At 72.6% G+C, this 14,877-nt stretch carries 13 protein-coding genes; 5 read left to right on the top strand and 8 right to left on the bottom strand.

All coding sequences use genetic code 11. The features are described from left to right. Window positions 1-3: 3 nt before the first annotated feature. Complete coding sequence (locus ACRAKI_RS19945) at window positions 4-2,064, top strand: hypothetical protein (protein WP_447002015.1); 2,061 nt, start codon at window positions 4-6, stop codon at window positions 2,062-2,064. On the opposite strand, the gene ACRAKI_RS19940 is transcribed toward ACRAKI_RS19945, so the two are convergent. Further along, a complete protein-coding gene (locus tag ACRAKI_RS19940; protein WP_447002014.1) occupies window positions 2,042-3,007 on the bottom strand; it encodes a sensor histidine kinase in 966 nt (321 codons plus the stop codon). The genes ACRAKI_RS19945 and ACRAKI_RS19940 overlap by 23 nt on opposite strands. A gap of 224 nt (window positions 3,008-3,231) precedes the next feature. Between ACRAKI_RS19940 and ACRAKI_RS19935 the strand changes: the two genes are divergently transcribed. The 4 genes from ACRAKI_RS19935 (at window position 3,232) to ACRAKI_RS19920 (ending at window position 6,776) form a co-directional block, all read left to right on the top strand. After that, complete coding sequence (locus tag ACRAKI_RS19935; protein ID WP_447002013.1) at window positions 3,232-3,843, top strand: helix-turn-helix transcriptional regulator; 612 nt, start codon at window positions 3,232-3,234, stop codon at window positions 3,841-3,843. A gap of 87 nt (window positions 3,844-3,930) precedes the next feature. Next, complete coding sequence (locus ACRAKI_RS19930; protein ID WP_447002012.1) at window positions 3,931-4,464, top strand: hypothetical protein; 534 nt, start codon at window positions 3,931-3,933, stop codon at window positions 4,462-4,464. A 382-nt stretch (window positions 4,465-4,846) separates the two neighbouring features. Continuing rightward, window positions 4,847-5,938: an NAD-dependent epimerase/dehydratase family protein gene (locus ACRAKI_RS19925; protein WP_447002011.1), complete on the top strand. Its 1,092-nt coding sequence runs from the start codon at window positions 4,847-4,849 to the stop codon at window positions 5,936-5,938. Beyond that, a complete protein-coding gene (locus ACRAKI_RS19920; RefSeq protein WP_447002010.1) occupies window positions 5,931-6,776 on the top strand; it encodes a sugar phosphate isomerase/epimerase family protein in 846 nt (281 codons plus the stop codon). The genes ACRAKI_RS19925 and ACRAKI_RS19920 overlap by 8 nt, the downstream gene beginning before the upstream one ends. Window positions 6,777-7,001: 225 nt before the next feature. On the opposite strand, the gene ACRAKI_RS19915 is transcribed toward ACRAKI_RS19920, so the two are convergent. The 7 genes from ACRAKI_RS19915 to ACRAKI_RS19885 form a co-directional block, all read right to left on the bottom strand. Continuing rightward, window positions 7,002-7,151 (bottom strand): hypothetical protein, encoded by a 150-nt coding sequence (locus tag ACRAKI_RS19915; protein WP_447002009.1) that lies wholly within the window; start codon window positions 7,149-7,151, stop codon window positions 7,002-7,004. A 293-nt stretch (window positions 7,152-7,444) separates the two neighbouring features. Then, the gene (locus tag ACRAKI_RS19910) at window positions 7,445-8,440 is read right to left on the bottom strand and encodes a DUF916 domain-containing protein (RefSeq protein WP_447002008.1); all 996 of its coding nucleotides are present in this window, start codon (window positions 8,438-8,440) and stop codon (window positions 7,445-7,447) included. Between the two features lie 67 nt (window positions 8,441-8,507). Then, window positions 8,508-10,007, bottom strand: a complete 1,500-nt coding sequence (locus ACRAKI_RS19905) for a choice-of-anchor M domain-containing protein (RefSeq protein ID WP_447002007.1) — start codon at window positions 10,005-10,007, stop codon at window positions 8,508-8,510. A 101-nt stretch (window positions 10,008-10,108) separates the two neighbouring features. Then, window positions 10,109-12,310 carry a TIGR03773 family transporter-associated surface protein gene (locus tag ACRAKI_RS19900; protein WP_447002006.1) on the bottom strand — a complete coding sequence of 734 codons (2,202 nt, stop codon included), beginning with the start codon at window positions 12,308-12,310 and terminating at the stop codon, window positions 10,109-10,111. A 190-nt stretch (window positions 12,311-12,500) separates the two neighbouring features. Further along, window positions 12,501-13,136 (bottom strand): choice-of-anchor M domain-containing protein, encoded by a 636-nt coding sequence (locus tag ACRAKI_RS19895; RefSeq protein WP_447002005.1) that lies wholly within the window; start codon window positions 13,134-13,136, stop codon window positions 12,501-12,503. After that, the gene (locus tag ACRAKI_RS19890; protein ID WP_447002004.1) at window positions 13,133-13,780 is read right to left on the bottom strand and encodes a choice-of-anchor M domain-containing protein; all 648 of its coding nucleotides are present in this window, start codon (window positions 13,778-13,780) and stop codon (window positions 13,133-13,135) included. Before ACRAKI_RS19890 ends, ACRAKI_RS19895 begins: the two co-directional genes overlap by 4 nt. A 149-nt stretch (window positions 13,781-13,929) precedes the next feature. Next, window positions 13,930-14,790 carry a class I SAM-dependent methyltransferase gene (locus tag ACRAKI_RS19885; protein WP_447002003.1) on the bottom strand — a complete coding sequence of 287 codons (861 nt, stop codon included), beginning with the start codon at window positions 14,788-14,790 and terminating at the stop codon, window positions 13,930-13,932. Between the last annotated feature and the right edge of the window lie 87 nt (window positions 14,791-14,877).

Raw genomic sequence — 14,877 nt, 5'->3', positions numbered from 1 at the left:
GCCGTGGCACCCCGACACCGGGCCGACCGCGCGCCGCACCGGGTGGTGGCGCGCACGCCCCACGCGCTGGTCGTCCCCGCCCTGGTCCGCAACCTGGCCGAACTGGTCGGCGGGCACGTCGCGTACTGCGAGCAGACCGGCGCGGTGATCGCGTCCTGGCCGCCGCTGCCGCCGGGCCGGGTGCTCGGCGCGGACCTCGCCGCCGTGGTCGCGCTGCCCGGTGTGTCCGGCGTCGAACCGGTGTCCGGCGGTGGCGGTGTGCTGATCGCCGCGTCCGGACTGGACGAGCGCGACCGGGCGGTGTGGCGGGAGACCGCCACCTGGCTGGGCGTGGCGGCCCGGCTGGACCGGCTCCGGGCCGACCGCGACCGCGCCGCGGGCCGGGCCGCCCACCTGTCCGCCGACCTGCGCGTGGCGCGGGCCCGGCTGGCCGAGGTGCGCGACCTGGAGCGGCGGCGGCTGGTCGGCTCGATCACCACCCTGGCCGGGCGCGGGTTCACCGACGTGCGGGCCCGGGTCGCACGGCTTGACGACGAGTTCGGCACCGGAGCCGCTGGTCCTGGGCCGGGGCAGGCGGCGGACCTCCGTGACGCGCTCGACGACCTGATCGACGCCTTCCGCACCGTCGTGCGCGGCGTGCACCCGGCGATGCTGCCCGAACACGGTCCGCGCGCGGCGCTGGAGGAGTTGGCCGCTGTCCTGCGCCGACCGGTCCGGTTCGGCGGCGACCTCGGCCGCCGGGTGGGCTGGGAGGTCGAGTCGGGCTTCTACCACGCCTGCGCCGCGGTGCTGAACCTGCTCGCGGGCCTGGATCCGGCAACCCCGGTCGGTGTCCTCTTCGGTCGGGACGGCGATGTGCTGCGGGCCGAGGTGACCGCGCCGGAGTGGCCGTGGTCCGCGGACCGGCTGCGCGCCGACCTCGCCGACGACGCGGCCCGGTTGGCGGCGCTGGGCGGGAAACTGGAGTGCGAGGTCGACAGCGGTGTCGCTGCCGTCGCGGTGCGGCTGTCCCAGCGGATCGGTCCGGCGGCAGCGCCCGCCGTGCCGGTGGCCGGTCTGGTGGACCGGGTGCGGCTCCTGGTCGAGCAGGGCTGGCAGGCGGCGGACGAGCGGGCGCCGTGGGAAGCCGTGGCCGACCGGCTCGGTCAGCCGCCGAGGCTGGTCGTGGTCGGGCCGGGTGGCGCGGACGTGGTCCGCGCCCTGCTCGACGGCGCCTCGCCGTCCGGGGACGTCCTGGACGGTGACGACGTCCGGTGGCCGTCCGCCTGGTGCAGGGCCCCGCTGCTGCGCGGCCTGGCGATCGTCCACGACCCCCGACCCGTGGACCGGACGCTGGCGGTGGAGATCACCACGGGCTGGTCGGCCGACGCGGTCCTGTGCCTGACACCGCCGGACGCGCAGTTCCGGTTGGGCCTGCGGACCGCGGGCCAGCGGGTGGACCTGGTCGAGGCGGACGTGCGCCCCGCGCTCGCGCTGCTCGCGGTGACCACGGGGGAGGAGCGGTACCACGCCCTGCGGTCGGCCGAGCCACGAGCGGTGGGCGGACTCGCCGGCGACGACCTGCGGGTGGCGGTCGCGGCCGCACGCGCCGCCGGCGGACCGGCCGACCTGGCCGCGACCCTGGTGCGGTCCAGCGGCCTGGCCGCCCTGCGCGAAGTGCTGACCCGGCGGCTGGCCGCCAGGGCCGACCTGCTCGCGGCACGCCGTGCGCTCGTGTCGGTCACCGGCCTGGCGTCGGGCCCGCTGCGGCGGGAGGTCGACCGGATCCGCGCCGAGGCGCACGAGATCGTCGAACTGGACACGCTCGACGCGGTCGAGTCCGGCCTGCCGGCACCCGCCGGGCTCCGGGCGGAGTGCGAGCGGATCTTCGGCCTGCACGGCGCCGACGCCAGGGCACGGCTCGGACTGCCCGCGGACGCCGGGGACGACGAGGTCCGGGCGGCCGCCGTCGCGGCGGCCGGGCGCTGGCGCGTGCTGGCCGAGGTCCCGGGCCGGTTCCGCTCGGTGTGCGAGGTTGCGGTGCGGACGTGCGAGGGCCTGCTCAGCGCGGCACGAGACCGGTGATGGCGGTGCCGACTCCGGACGCGGAGTCGATCCGCACCGCGCCGCCCACCGCCGCCGCGCGCGTCACCAGGTTGTGCAGTCCTCCGTGCCCCGGCACCCGGTCGAACCCCGGCCCGTCGTCGCGGGCCTCGAACCACAGCCCTTCGGCGGTGTCGCGCAACGCCACCCGGACCGACGCCCCCGGCGCGTGCTTGTGGCTGTTGTTCACCGCCTCCAGGCACACGAAGTAGACCATCGACTCCACGGCAGCCGGGTAGCGCGGCAGGTCGCCGTCCAGGTCGAGCACCACATCATCGTGCTGCGCCAGCGCGGCCCTCAGCGCCGCCGCCAACCCGTCCACGACCAGCGCGACGGGCAAGACGCCCGACGCCGTGTCGACCATCAGCTGCTCGGCGGCGTCGAGCTTGTCCGCCAGCGGCCCCAGCAGCCGCCGCGCCGTGTCGTGCGCGCCCGTGGAGATGGCGTGCTCCAGCAGCGCCACCGACATCCGCAGGGCCACCAGGTGGTGCTGCGCGCCGTCGTGCAGGTCGCGTTCCAGGCCGCGGCGCAGGAGGTCCATCTCGGCTGCCGCCCGCCACCGGCCATCGGTCAGCTCCAGGGCCGCCGCGTCCGCCTCGCGGGACAGCCGGTCGGCCTCGACGCCCAGTCTCGCGGCGGCCAGCACCGGGCCGAGCGCCGTGACCAGCTCGGGCAGCGGCCCGGTGGACGCCGGGCTCACCGCCAGCTCGCCCTGGACCTCCCCGCCGTGCTCGACGGCCGCCACCCACCAACCGCCGCCGTCGACACCCCACGCGGACCGCCGACCGTCCACGGTCAGCGCGCAGCCGACGGCGCCGACAGCGGCGCCGATCACCGGGACCAGCGCGGAGGGGGTCTGGTCGACGCGGTCGAGGTGCGCCACCAGCGCCCTGACGGCTCGTCTCTCCCGACCCCGCGCCCACACCGCCCAACCGTAACCGGGGGTCTGTCCGGCGCAGGCCCCGCGGCGGCACGTCGGCGCGGCTCGTGCAGAGGAGGTTGCCCGTTGGGGCGATGACGTCCCTTCGCGGTCCGAAGAACCGTGAAGGGCGTCTGTAGATCGGCTTCAGACGGCATGTGGTGACCGCGTCGCACACTTCGACGCAGAGCAGACCCGGATCCTCGGAGGCAGCAGTGCGCAGGGTGAAAGTGGCACTTCAAGCGGCGGACCCGCTGACCATGGCCGGTCTGGTCGGCCACCTCGAACCCTTCCCCGACATGGTGCTCCTGCCCAGGGGCGAGGGCCACTTGGCCGAGGTCGCGGTCGTGGCGGCGGACCGGCTGAGCGGGGACGTCCTGGCGGGCATGCGCCGGGCGGCGGCCGAGGTGGGGACACCGGTGGTGCTGGTCGTCACGGAACTGCAGGAGTCGGAGCTGGCGACGGCTGTCGAGTGCCGCGTGGTCGCCGTGCTGCCGAAGGTGGCGGCCACCGCAGAACGGCTCAGGCAGAGCGTGATGACGGCAGCGGCCGGCTACGGGCTCATGCCCCCCAACCTGATCGGGGCGCTGATCAAGGACGTGGAGCGGTTGCAGCGCCAGCTGATGGGGCACGTCGGCGACTCCCCGTGCAACCGGCTGACGCCGCGGGAGGTGGAAGTGCTGCGGATGATGGCCGACGGCTTCGACACGGCCGAGATCGCGGTCAAGCTGTCCTACTCCGAGCGCACCGTGAAGAGCGTCATCTACGGGGTGACTGCGCGCTTCAACCTGCGCAACAGGCCGCACGCGGTGGCGTACGCGGTCCGCTCGGGCCTCATCTGATCCACCGACGAGCTGAGGAGGACCCGTGACCGCTCGCGGGCAGACCGATCGGTCGGTGGACGTCCGGGCAAGGTGCGCGGTCCGGACGTGCACAGGCGCGTGCCGGGGTGGTCCTCGGACGTCGAGCACGTGATCGGCTCGGCAGACCTCTTCGAGAAGGAGGCCGACCATGGCCCCGCACCCGCACCTCACCGGTTCCCGCACTCCGCCGGCGCCTCCCGGGGAAGCCGTGTCCGGCTGGTGAACCGGGACCAGGACGACTTCGAGGACCACCAGGACCCGGTGTTCGCCGGCGACCTCTACCTGCGACTCGCCGTCGACGGCCGGCTGGTGCTGGAGCCCGCGGAGGCAGACCGGGTGATCGAGGGCCTGGAACGCACGCTCGACGCGATCACCGAACACCTGGAGGTGATCGACCTGCTGCGCGGCACGGCACTGGGCGACCTCCGCCGAGCCCACCCGCGGGTGGAGCGCGTCGTCGTGGACGCGGTGTTCCACGAACAGGTCACCGGAGGGCGTCTGCGACGCGCGCTGGACGAGCTGCCCAAGTACATCGAGGCGTTCCAGCGGGCCAAGCGACCCCGGACCGCCGGCGACCCCGGGCCTCGCACACCACCGTGATGCCGGGGACTTCGCCGGTGGCCGCCACCACCGTTGCGGGCCACCGGAGCCCACCCGATCCCCGGCACCGCGATGTGGGCCACGCACTCCTCCACCCGGTGGCCGTGGGGCAGCAGGCGGCTCACCCGGTTTCCCGTTCGGGCATACGTGCAAGGGGTCTTCGGGCGTTCCTCCACGCAGTGGTTGCAACCTCCCGAACCGTTGCCAATCCTTGGGTCACGCGTCCCCCGGTTGGCCCAGCCGAAGCGCTCACCCGCCGGAACGCGCACTACACCACCTCTGCGAACAGCCGTCGACATCGGCGCCTGATGGCGTTCGTGACCACCAACCCCGCCGCACGGCTCGACCGTGCCCGAAAACGGAGGACGAGGATGCGGTCAGCATGGACATCTTGGTGATCACCGGTTCCGCCGGACTGGTCGGCACCGAGGCGGTGCGGATGTTCGCGCCCCGGTTCGACCTGGTCGTCGGCTTGGACAACGGGATGCGCAGGACGTTGTTCGGTGCGGACGGGGACGTCAGCGGGAACGCGAGCGAGATGTCCGCCATCCCCCACTACCGCCACCACACGCTGGACATCCGCGACGCCGCGTCGGTCGACGCGGTGCTGCGGCTCTACGGCTCGGACGTGAAGCTGATCGTGCACACCGCGGGGCAGCCCAGCCACGACTGGGCCACCGAGCGGACGCTGGACGACTTCGCGATCAACGCCGTCGGCACGGTGAACGTGCTGGAAGCGGCTCGACGGCACTGCTTCGACGCGACGGTCGTCTACACCTCGACGAACAAGGTCTACGGCGACATCCCGAACTCGCTGCCCCTGGTGGAGCTGGACACCCGGTGGGACTTCCACCCCGACCACCCCCACCACCGGCACGGGATCGACGAGTCGATGGCCCTCGACGCCACCGACCGCACCTTCTTCGGCGTTTCCAAGCTCTCTGCGGACCTGGCCGCGCAGGAGTACGGCCGGCACCTGGGCATGAAGGTGGGCGTGTTCCGGTGCAGCTGCATCACCGGTGCCCGGCACGCCGGGGTGGAGTTGCACGGCTTCCTGTCACACCTGGTGCGCACGGCGGTCACAGGCGGCGAGTACCGGATCTTCGGCCACGGCGGCAAGCAGGTGCGGGACAACATCGACGCGCGCGACCTCGTCGAGATGTTCTGGCAGTTCCACCTCGACCCGCGTCCTGGCGCGGTCTACCACGCGGGCGGTGGACGGGAGCGCAGTTGCTCGGTGCTGGAGGCGGTCGCCAAGTGCGAGGCGTTGGTGGGCAGGGAGATCCCGGTGCGCTACCTGCCCGAGCCCCGCTTCGCCGATGTCAAGTGCTGGATCACCGACACCCGGCGGTTCCGGCAGCACTACCCGGATTGGCAGCCCAGGCACGGGCTGGACGACGTGCTCGAATCCATGCACGCCCACTGGTCCTCGGTGGACGCGCACCGCGAAGGGAAGGTCCTCACCCATGGCTAGGTACCGCGCGACGCTGAACATGGAGTACATCAAGGATGCCGCCAAGGGTTTCCAGTGGGGCGTCGAGAAAGCGGCCGAGCTGGGCTACCGGTGGGTGGAGCCGATGGTGCACACCGGGTGGGACCTGCTCAGCGAGGTGGACTTCTTCCACTCCTTCTCGATGGAGGAGGACCCGTTGCTGATGAAGGAGATCTGCGACCGGGCGGGCGTGCGCGTGTCCGGCATCAGCGGCCACAGCCCGCTGATGAAGCCGGAAGCCGCGGTGCCGAGGCTGACCAGGGCGATCGTGTTCGCCGACGCGTGCGGGGCGAAGTTCGTCAACACCGATGACATGATCAAGCCGGAGTGGATGGACGACGCGTTCGCCCACGAGATGATGCGCTACACCCTCACCAAGGCGCGCTTCGTGGCCGAACGGCACGAGGTGAACGTGTGCATCGAACCGCACGGGACCTTCAGCTGCACCTCGGAAGGGCTGTTGGCGATCGCGGACCTCGCGCCCTCGCCGTGGATCAACGTCAACTTCGACACGGGCAACTTCTACCTGGCCGCGCTGGAGGACCTGTACGAGGGACTGGACCGCGTGAAGCACCGCGTGGTCCACATGCACGCCAAGGACATCAGCGAGCAGCACAGCGCCGACGAGCGCGGCCTGGTCACCGGCACCCCGGTGGGCTGCGCGCTCGGCGAGGGCATGGTCGACTGGGAACGGGTGTTCGAGGTCCTGGAGCCCTTGGACCGCGAGATCTTCCTCAGCGTGGAGTGCGGTCGGGTCGACGAGGCCGAGCGCAGCATCGAGTTCCTGCGCGAGACCCTGGGCGACAAGCTGATCGAGTGACCGGAGTGGTGCCCGGTGACCGACCGGGCAGAGCCGACCCGGATCTCCGAGCACGGCGGAAACCACCAGTTCCTGGACCCGGTCGCCGACTTCGCGGTCCCAGGCCGCGGCGCCGGCGGCCCGTCACACTTCGTCCACCCGCCGGTCCGTTCAGCCGCCGCAGCAGCGGCAGCAGGTCCAGCCGCCTGGAGCACGGCACGCAGCCGTGCTCCAGGCGCAGTTCGGTCAACACCCCGTCGACACACCGCCGCACCACGCCCTCGGCCGGCCGCTCAGGTCGTGCCGCACCAGCACCGAGCCCGGCAGCGCTCGCCGCACCTCCCCGGCGACGACGTGCGCGCCCAACCCGGCCACGAGGATGACGGGGGTGTCCATGCCCCACACCGTAAACGACAGCCACTTTCACCAAGGTCGAATCGAGGGTGCTCGGCCGTTCGGGTGAGCGGTGGAGGTGCGGCATGGGGCGTTGAGGCAGACGGGTGACAGGGAGCCCGGGACATCGAAAGGTGGGTCGTTCATGACCACCGCGCACCTTGAACACGCCGACCACGCCCATGCCCACGGTGAGGGTCGCGGCCACGTGGCTGTTCCGCACGGCGACCACGTGGACTACGTGCACGACGGCCACCGCCACGCCGTGCACGGCGAGCACTACGACGAGCACCGACTCACATCGGACCGCTCCGCAGCGCCCGGATCTTCCTGCGGACGCGCCAGAGCGCGAAGACGATTCCCAGGAACAACGCCAGGGCGGCCAGTGCGGTCCAGGGCACGGCCCACACGGAGGTGTCGGCGGTCGCGGGTTCCACCGCGCCGCCGAGGGACTGCGTGGCAGAGGCGACGGGCTCGGCCGTGACCCGGACGTCGAGCGGCCCCAGCGGCACCACGTCGGTGACGGTCTGGGTGAGCGTGACGGCGTTGCCCGGCAGCAGTTCCGGCAGCACCTCGCCGGTGGTCGAGCGCTCGCCGAGGCCGAAGAGGCCGCTCAGGCCCACCGATGGCAGTAGCGACAGGCGCAGGTTGCCGTCGTTGACGACGGTGTAGGTGACGTCGACCTCGCCGGTCCCCGCCGGGTTCGGCGTGCCCCGGTAGGACGGCGTCACCGATTCGATCCGAACGCCCGCGTCGATCGGACCGGCGACCCTGACGTAGAGCCTGGTGCCGACGCGGCGCTCCACTTCGACCGGGGTGTCGCCGCCCGTGGTCAGGGCGGCGACGAGCCCGCCCACGTGGTCGCCGGGTTCGGCGTCGGCGGGGACCGTGACGCTGAACGGCACGACGACGGTGTCGCGGGCGGGGACGACGACCTGCGGCGCGGAGACGGCGACCCAGTTCCCGACCACTGTGGACGCCTCGTCGCGGGCGAGCAGGTCGAACCCGCCGGTGCCGGTGTTGACCGCGTCGCCGGCGTAGAGGTCGAGCGCGATGTCGCCTTCGCCGAGGTTGCGCACCGCGAGGTGGTCGTCGTACCGCATCCCGGGTTCCACGACGTAGTCGAACCGGGCACGGCCGTCGGGCCCGGCGGCCGAGGCCGGTGCGACCGACCACGTCTGCCGGTCGCCGCCGCCCTCTGAAGGTTGTGCCGCCAGGGGTGGCACCGGCAGCAAGGCGGCGACCACCAGGACGGCTCCGGCGCGGCGGGCTGCGGCCAGCAGGATTCTCACGAGCGCTCCAGCGCGGAAAGGGCGGTGCGGGTCCGCGCCGAAGGGCGGACCCGCACCGAGGGGTGACCTAGATGGCGGTGAGGATGAGCAGGGCCCGGTAGGTGCCCGGCGCCAGATCGGCGGGGGCTTCCAGGCTCAGCCCGGCGCCGAGCTGGGCGGTGCCGCGGCCGGCGCCGGCCGCCGCGGTGCCCAGCTGGGACCAGGTGGCCAGGCCGGTGCCGGCGGTGAAGCCGGAGGCGACCTGAGGGCCGGCGGTCACGGTCTGGTTCGCCGACGAGGACAGCACGGTCGGCGTCCAGCCCAGGTACCTGCCGCCGAGCTGCTGCCCGTCGACCGTGGTGAAGGCCCGCACCCGGCCGGAGGCGTTCCAGCCGGGGTTGTCGGCCCGGGTGTCGGTGACCGTGATCGGCTTGAGCGCGCCGGCGGCGGTGTAGCGGTCGGCGGCCGGGTTCAGCGTGAGCGCGCCCAGGTCCACCTCGCGGTTCTCCGGTGCGACGCTGATCGCCAGCACGCCTTCCTGCGCGCTGAGCGTCGTGGTGATGGTCGGGCCGTTGACCGGGTCGTTGCCGTGGTCGTCGACGTCGACGACGACCGGCGCGGACTCGGCGATCACCTTGTGGTCGTGGTCGTACAGCACCACCTTGACCTCGCGGTCGTCGTCGGCGGTGCGGACGACGAAGCCGTACTTGCCGGTGAGCGCGCCCGGCACGACCGACCACTCGACCTCACCGGCGGCGCGGGTGAACCAGTGGTAGTGCTCCTCGCCGGTCGGTGGGGTCTGCACCGCGGTCAGGGCAGCCACGCCGCCGGCGTGGTAGTGCGCGCCCAGGCCGGTGATGGTGAGCTGCGTGGCCGGGGTGCCGGGGTCGGGCGTCGGGTCCTGCGGCAGTTCCTCACCGACGAAGAAGGTGTAGACCACGGGCGGTAGCTGCGTGGTGGCGCCGCCGGGAGGTGTGACCGCGGCGCGGACGGTCAGGCGGTATTCGCCCTGCTCGGTGAAGCCCCAGTTGACGTGCTCGTGGTCGGCCACGCTGGTGAACGACTTCGGGCCGCCCTCGGCGGAGGCGAGGAAGACGTTCGGGCCGTCCTCGGAGTTCTGCCAGAGCGCGAGCGCGCCGGGGCCCTCGACCGAGTCGAGGTCGTAGGTCACCGAGGTGCCCCGGGTGACGGCCGAGCTGTAGCCGAACCCGCCGAACACCTGACCGGCTTGGGACGTCTGCGGCAGCAGGTAGTAGGTCTCGCCCTGCGGCTTCCAGCCGGGCAGGCCGGCGATGGTCGCGCTGACCGTGCGCGAGGCCACCGACGGTTTGGCCTGGATCACCAGGTCGGCCGGCGCGACGTTGCCGGCGCCGGTGTGCGCCACCAGCGTGTGGGCGGAGTCGACGACGTCGACGTAGAACACGTCGATGTGGCCTTCGGACACGACCTGCTTGTCGGCGTAGGGCGCTTCGGCGTGGGCTGTTCCGGTCAGGGAGCCCAGGGCGAGCCCGAGCGCGGTGACCGAGGCCAGGGCGGCGGTGTGCCGCCTCGCCCGGCGTCTGGTCGTGCGGTCTCGTACTGCGTTCAAGGTTCTTCCTCGGTTCTGGCCGAGCCCGGGAGGGCGCGGCGCGGTGGGGATGACGTCCGGGGACGCCGGACGGGGAAGGCGCTCCTTCCTCGCGAGTGGTGTCAGGAACGTCGGCGGGCGGCGGCCAAGGTCGCCAGGCTGGTCAGGAGCAGGCCCAGGGGGATCAGCAGGGCGGCGGCGACGGCGAGTCCCGGGAGGTGCTCGCCGCCCAGCCCCGTGCTCGCCAGACCGGGTGCGCCGAGCGCGCACTCCTGTCCACTCGCCGTGCGGCCGACCGTCTCGACGACGGCGGCGGCGGCGGCGGGTTCGCCGGGCCCGACGTGGAAGGCCAGGGTGCTTTTCGCGGACAGCGGTCGGCCGTCCACCGTGCCGCTGAAGGAGAAGTCGGCCGAGTACGCGCCCGGTGCGGTGAAGGCCCACACGGCGTGGACGTGGACGCCGGAGCGGCCGACCGGGACGGTGGTGGATCGTGGGAAGCCTTCGACGGTGCCGAAGTGGCGGGTGCCGACGCTGCCGAACGGGTCCTGCCCGTACACGGCGAGCCGGCCGGGGCCCTCCAGGCTTTCCAAGGTCATGGTGATGTCCCCGGCGAGCGCGGCCGGCACGGACGGGTGCTGGGTGTTCCACCCGATCCAGGGCACACCGGGGGACTGGGTCAGCGGGATCGTCCACACGGGACCGGGGCCGAGGAAGTCGTGGCCCGAGCCCGCCGGCGGGGTGGTGCGCGCGGCGTCGGTCAGGTGGAACACGTACCCGGCCGGATCACGCCACGCCGGTGTCCCGTCGCGGTCGTCCTCGATGCTCGCGGTGAGTGCGCCGTTCTCGACCACCGGTCCGTAGTCGAAGTGGCCGTCGGCAACGACTTCCGCTGCTCCGGCCTCGGACGTCCGGGTGACCTCGGTCGCGACGCACGGTGCGGCCGTGCCGGTCGAAGGTGGTGCGGATGGCGGGGTGTCGGGCACGGTCGTCGGGAGTGGTGCGGTGGTGGGCACCGGGGTGGTCGACGTGGTCGGAGTAGCGGTGGGGTCGACGCGGAGGTCGACGGCCTGAGCGGATGCCGCGGTGTTCCCCTCCGGGTCCACCAGGTCGAAACCCAGCTCGGCGCCGTCGAGGTCGGTGGTGGCCGTGATGGCCAGGGTTTCACCGGTTCCCCGTGGCGTGGTGGTCGTGCCTTCCCGGGTCCACCAAGCCACGGTGTGGTCGGGGCGAGGTGGCGTGACCAGGGCGGTGGCGGTGATGGTCTCCCCGAGGGCATAGCGGTCGCGCACGCCGACCACGGCGGTGCCCGGAGGGGCTCTCGGGTTGGCGACGGCAGGTGACCACGACGGCGCCACCAGGTCCGCGACCTCCGGCACGAACCGCGCGGTGTGGGCGAGAGCGGTGGCGTTGTCGGGAACCTCCAGCACGGCCTGCCCGCCACCTACCGCCACGTGGCCCACGACCTCGTCGTGATCGGGGTGGTGGGCGTGGAACTCGATCCACCCGGCGGGAACGCCGCCGTGCAGGTGTGCGGGTCCGCCGGCCACCCGGCCGGTGAGTCGCGATCCGTTACCGGTGTCCGTCACGTCGAGCGTCGTCGTGGTCGGCGTGGTCGTGTGAGGGCCCACCGCGACGACGTAGCGCGCGGGAGCGGAGGTCAGCGGTGCGCCCGACGAGGCGGTGGCGGAGGCGGCGAACTCCAGCTCGTAGACGCCCGGCGCGGTGAACGCCCAGTTGGCGTGCGCGTGCGTCGGCACCGCCACGCGCAACGTCCGCAGGCCCGGGTCGTGCGAACTCCAGACCCGCTCGGGTCCGTCGACACCGCTGAGGTAGACCTCGACCCGGCCAGGCCCGCGCACCTCGCGGAGGGTGATGTCGACCGCGTCACCGGCCAGTGCGCCGCGCGGCACGGACTCGGTGTTCCACCCGGCCCACAGCACCCCGGGGTGGAACGCCTGCGGGACCACGTGGACCGGCGTCCCGGCCGGGACGCCGAGGAAGGCGTAGGCCGGGGAACCCGGCGCGGGCCGCAGTGCGGCGTCGGTGACGTTCACGGTGGTGCGCGCGGGGTCGAACCGGGTGACCACCCGGTCTACATCGGACTGTCCTGCCACGACCAACGAACCCGCTTCGAGGAACACCGACACGAGGTCGGCGTGCCCGGTCGAGAGCGACTGCCGCTGCGGTGGAGTCGGAGCGGGCCCCTCGTCGGCCATCGCCGTGGCGCAGGTGGTGGACATCGTGATCAGGAGGGCGGTCGCGACACGCGTGAGCCTGGAGGCGAAGGGCTCGCGTGCGTGGAGCTTCATTGTGCGGGAACGCATGTCTCCCTCTTCACCGGACTCGATGCCGCCACGCTAATTCAAATGATAATCCTTTTCAACTGTAGCCGTGAGTGGTTGGTCCGTCACGATCCCGTTGCCGGACAAGGGGCACGCCGTCGATGCACGAAGGTCCGCGGTGCTCACCGAACGGTGAGCACCGCGGACCTGGTGGATCAGACCTCTGTGGGGGTCAGGGCTGCACGGTGAAGGTGTAGGCCTTCCGTCCGGTGGTGATGGCGGTGCCGGTCGCCGTGGTGGCGGTGACCTCGAAGGTGACGGTGTAGGTGCCCGCCGCCTCGAAGGCCCAGTTGGCGTGTGCGTGGCTGTTGATCGCCAGGGTGCGGTTGTCGGGCAGGCCGTTCCCGCTGTCGAACCACACGCTCACCGATCCGCCGAATCCGGTGGTGTAGACGCTGAAGTCGGCGGGACCGGTCACCGAGACGAGCTTCACGGTCAGCGAGTTGTTCAGCAGCGCGCCGGTGGGGACGCCGCTGGTGTCGAAGCCCGGCCACAGGATTCCGCTCGCGGAGTTCTGCGGCAGGACCCAGAACGTCGATCCCGGTGCGCCGAGGAACGAGTACGCGCTGCCGGAGGGCACGGTGGACTTGCTCGCCGGAACGGCGTTGAGCGTCACCGTCGCCGGGTCGCGGTCGACGGCGGGTGACACGGTGCCGTCGCGGAGGTCGAGCGTGAGCGCGGTGCCGGTCCAGTCCACGTCGATGACGTCGACGTGGCCGGAGGAGATGGTCACCGCCGCGTGGGCGGTCCCCGTGGTGAGCAGGGCGAGTCCGGCGGCGAACGCCGCGGCGGTGAGGCGGGCGATCATTTGTTCACCTTGAAGGTGTAGGTGGCGGGTGCGGACACGATGCGCTCGCCGGTCGCTGCCAGTTTGCCGACGGCGCGGACGGTGACGCGGTAGTAGCCGGCCGCCTCGAAGGCCCAGTTGGCGTGCATGTGGCTGCCGGCCGTCAGGTCGATGCGGTCGGGCAGGCCGTTGCCGTTGTCGACCAGGACGGTCGGCGCGCCGACCGCGTCGGTGGTGAAGATGCTGAAGTCGCCGGGGCCGTGCACGCGCGTGACCTTCAGGCGCAGTGAGCCGTCGACGAAGACGCCGGGCTCCACCTCCTCCGTGGCGATGCCGGGCCACAGCAGGTTCGGGTCCTCGATCTCGGGCAGCACCCAGACCGGCGCGCCGGGTGCGCCGAGGAAGGCGTAGGCGGGGTCGGCGGGCACGGTGGTCTTCGCCGCGGACTTGGCGACCAGCAGGACCTCGGAGGGCGCGTACTCGGCCTCGGAGCCCTCGTCGTGGACGTGCAGGTCGAACTCGCCGTCCTCGAAGGCGACGCCGAAGACGTCGACGTGGCCGGAGTCGAGCGTGACGACCGGGGCGGCCGTGGCCGGTGCGGCGACGAGGCCGGACAGGCCGGTCACCGCCGCCATGAGCAGGGCGATGCGTGCAGTCGTGCGCAAGGTCGTTGCACTCCAATCGTGCAGGTGGGGCGGCCCGGGAGGACCGTGCCTGTAGGGTTGCACACGATTATCGTTTTCAGTACGACCGAACGGACCACTTCTCGGGATGCGGGAGCCGGCATCCGAGGGCGAGTTGTCCCCGGGAGCTGTCAGCCTCCATGCGGTGCCCGTCCCCGATGGGCGGACAAGGCGGTGAGCAGCGCCAGGTCGGTGCGCTGTCCCACCCATGCGGAGTCCGAGGGGTCGAGCAGGCGCGCCCAGGTGGCGGTGTCCTCCTCGGTGAGGAACGGGCGGGCCCGGTCGACGCGGGCCGCGAACTCGGCGAGGACGACGACGCGCACGTGTTCCGGCAGCGGGGCGGGCACGTCCACCAGGGCACTGCTGCTGGTGACCTCGGCCAGGCCCGCGGCGGACAGCAGGTCCACCCACCCCCTGGTTTGGCGCGCCTGGCCGGGGCGGCTGTGGAACCAGTCGGCGAACCAGCGGTTGTGCGCCTCGTCCAGGCGCGTCTCCAGTCCGGGTCGCCCGATGCCGACGTCCCACGGCAGGCACCGCGTGGGCAGTCCGCCCTCGGCCACGCAGAGCACCCCGCCGGGGCGCAGCAGTTCGCTGAGGCCGGCCACGGTCGCGGCCCAGTCGCGGGTGTGGTGCACGCACGCCGCCGACCAGACCGCGGACACCTCTTCCTGGAGCGGTGGCACACCCTGCTCCAAGTCGTGCAGGACCAGTCGAACCCGATCGGCCACGCCGGCTTCGTGCGCCGAGCGGGCCACCGCGTCGAGCATCGCGGGGTCGTTGTCCACCGCGTAGATCCGGCCGGTGTCGCCCACCGCCCGGGCCAGGGTGACTGTGACCGCGCCCGCACCGGGGCCGATGTCCGCGACCACGTCTCCCGGGCGGACGTCCAGCGGTGCGAGCAGGGCCAGGTGCGCCTCCAGGAACACGGCCTCGGCTGCGGCGGGGTCCTCCGTCGACGGGCCGGTGGCGTTGTCCTGGTCTGTCGTGTTCATCGTCGTCGTCCTGGTTCGGGTCGGTTCGGTGTGTCGAGGCACGGGAGGGCCAGTGTGGCGAATGACAATCGTTATCATCAGGGCCGG

It is taken from the genome of Saccharothrix isguenensis (assembly GCF_052936305.1).
Note: the sequence above shows the minus strand (reverse complement) of the source record. Positions and strands in the feature narration are given on the sequence as shown.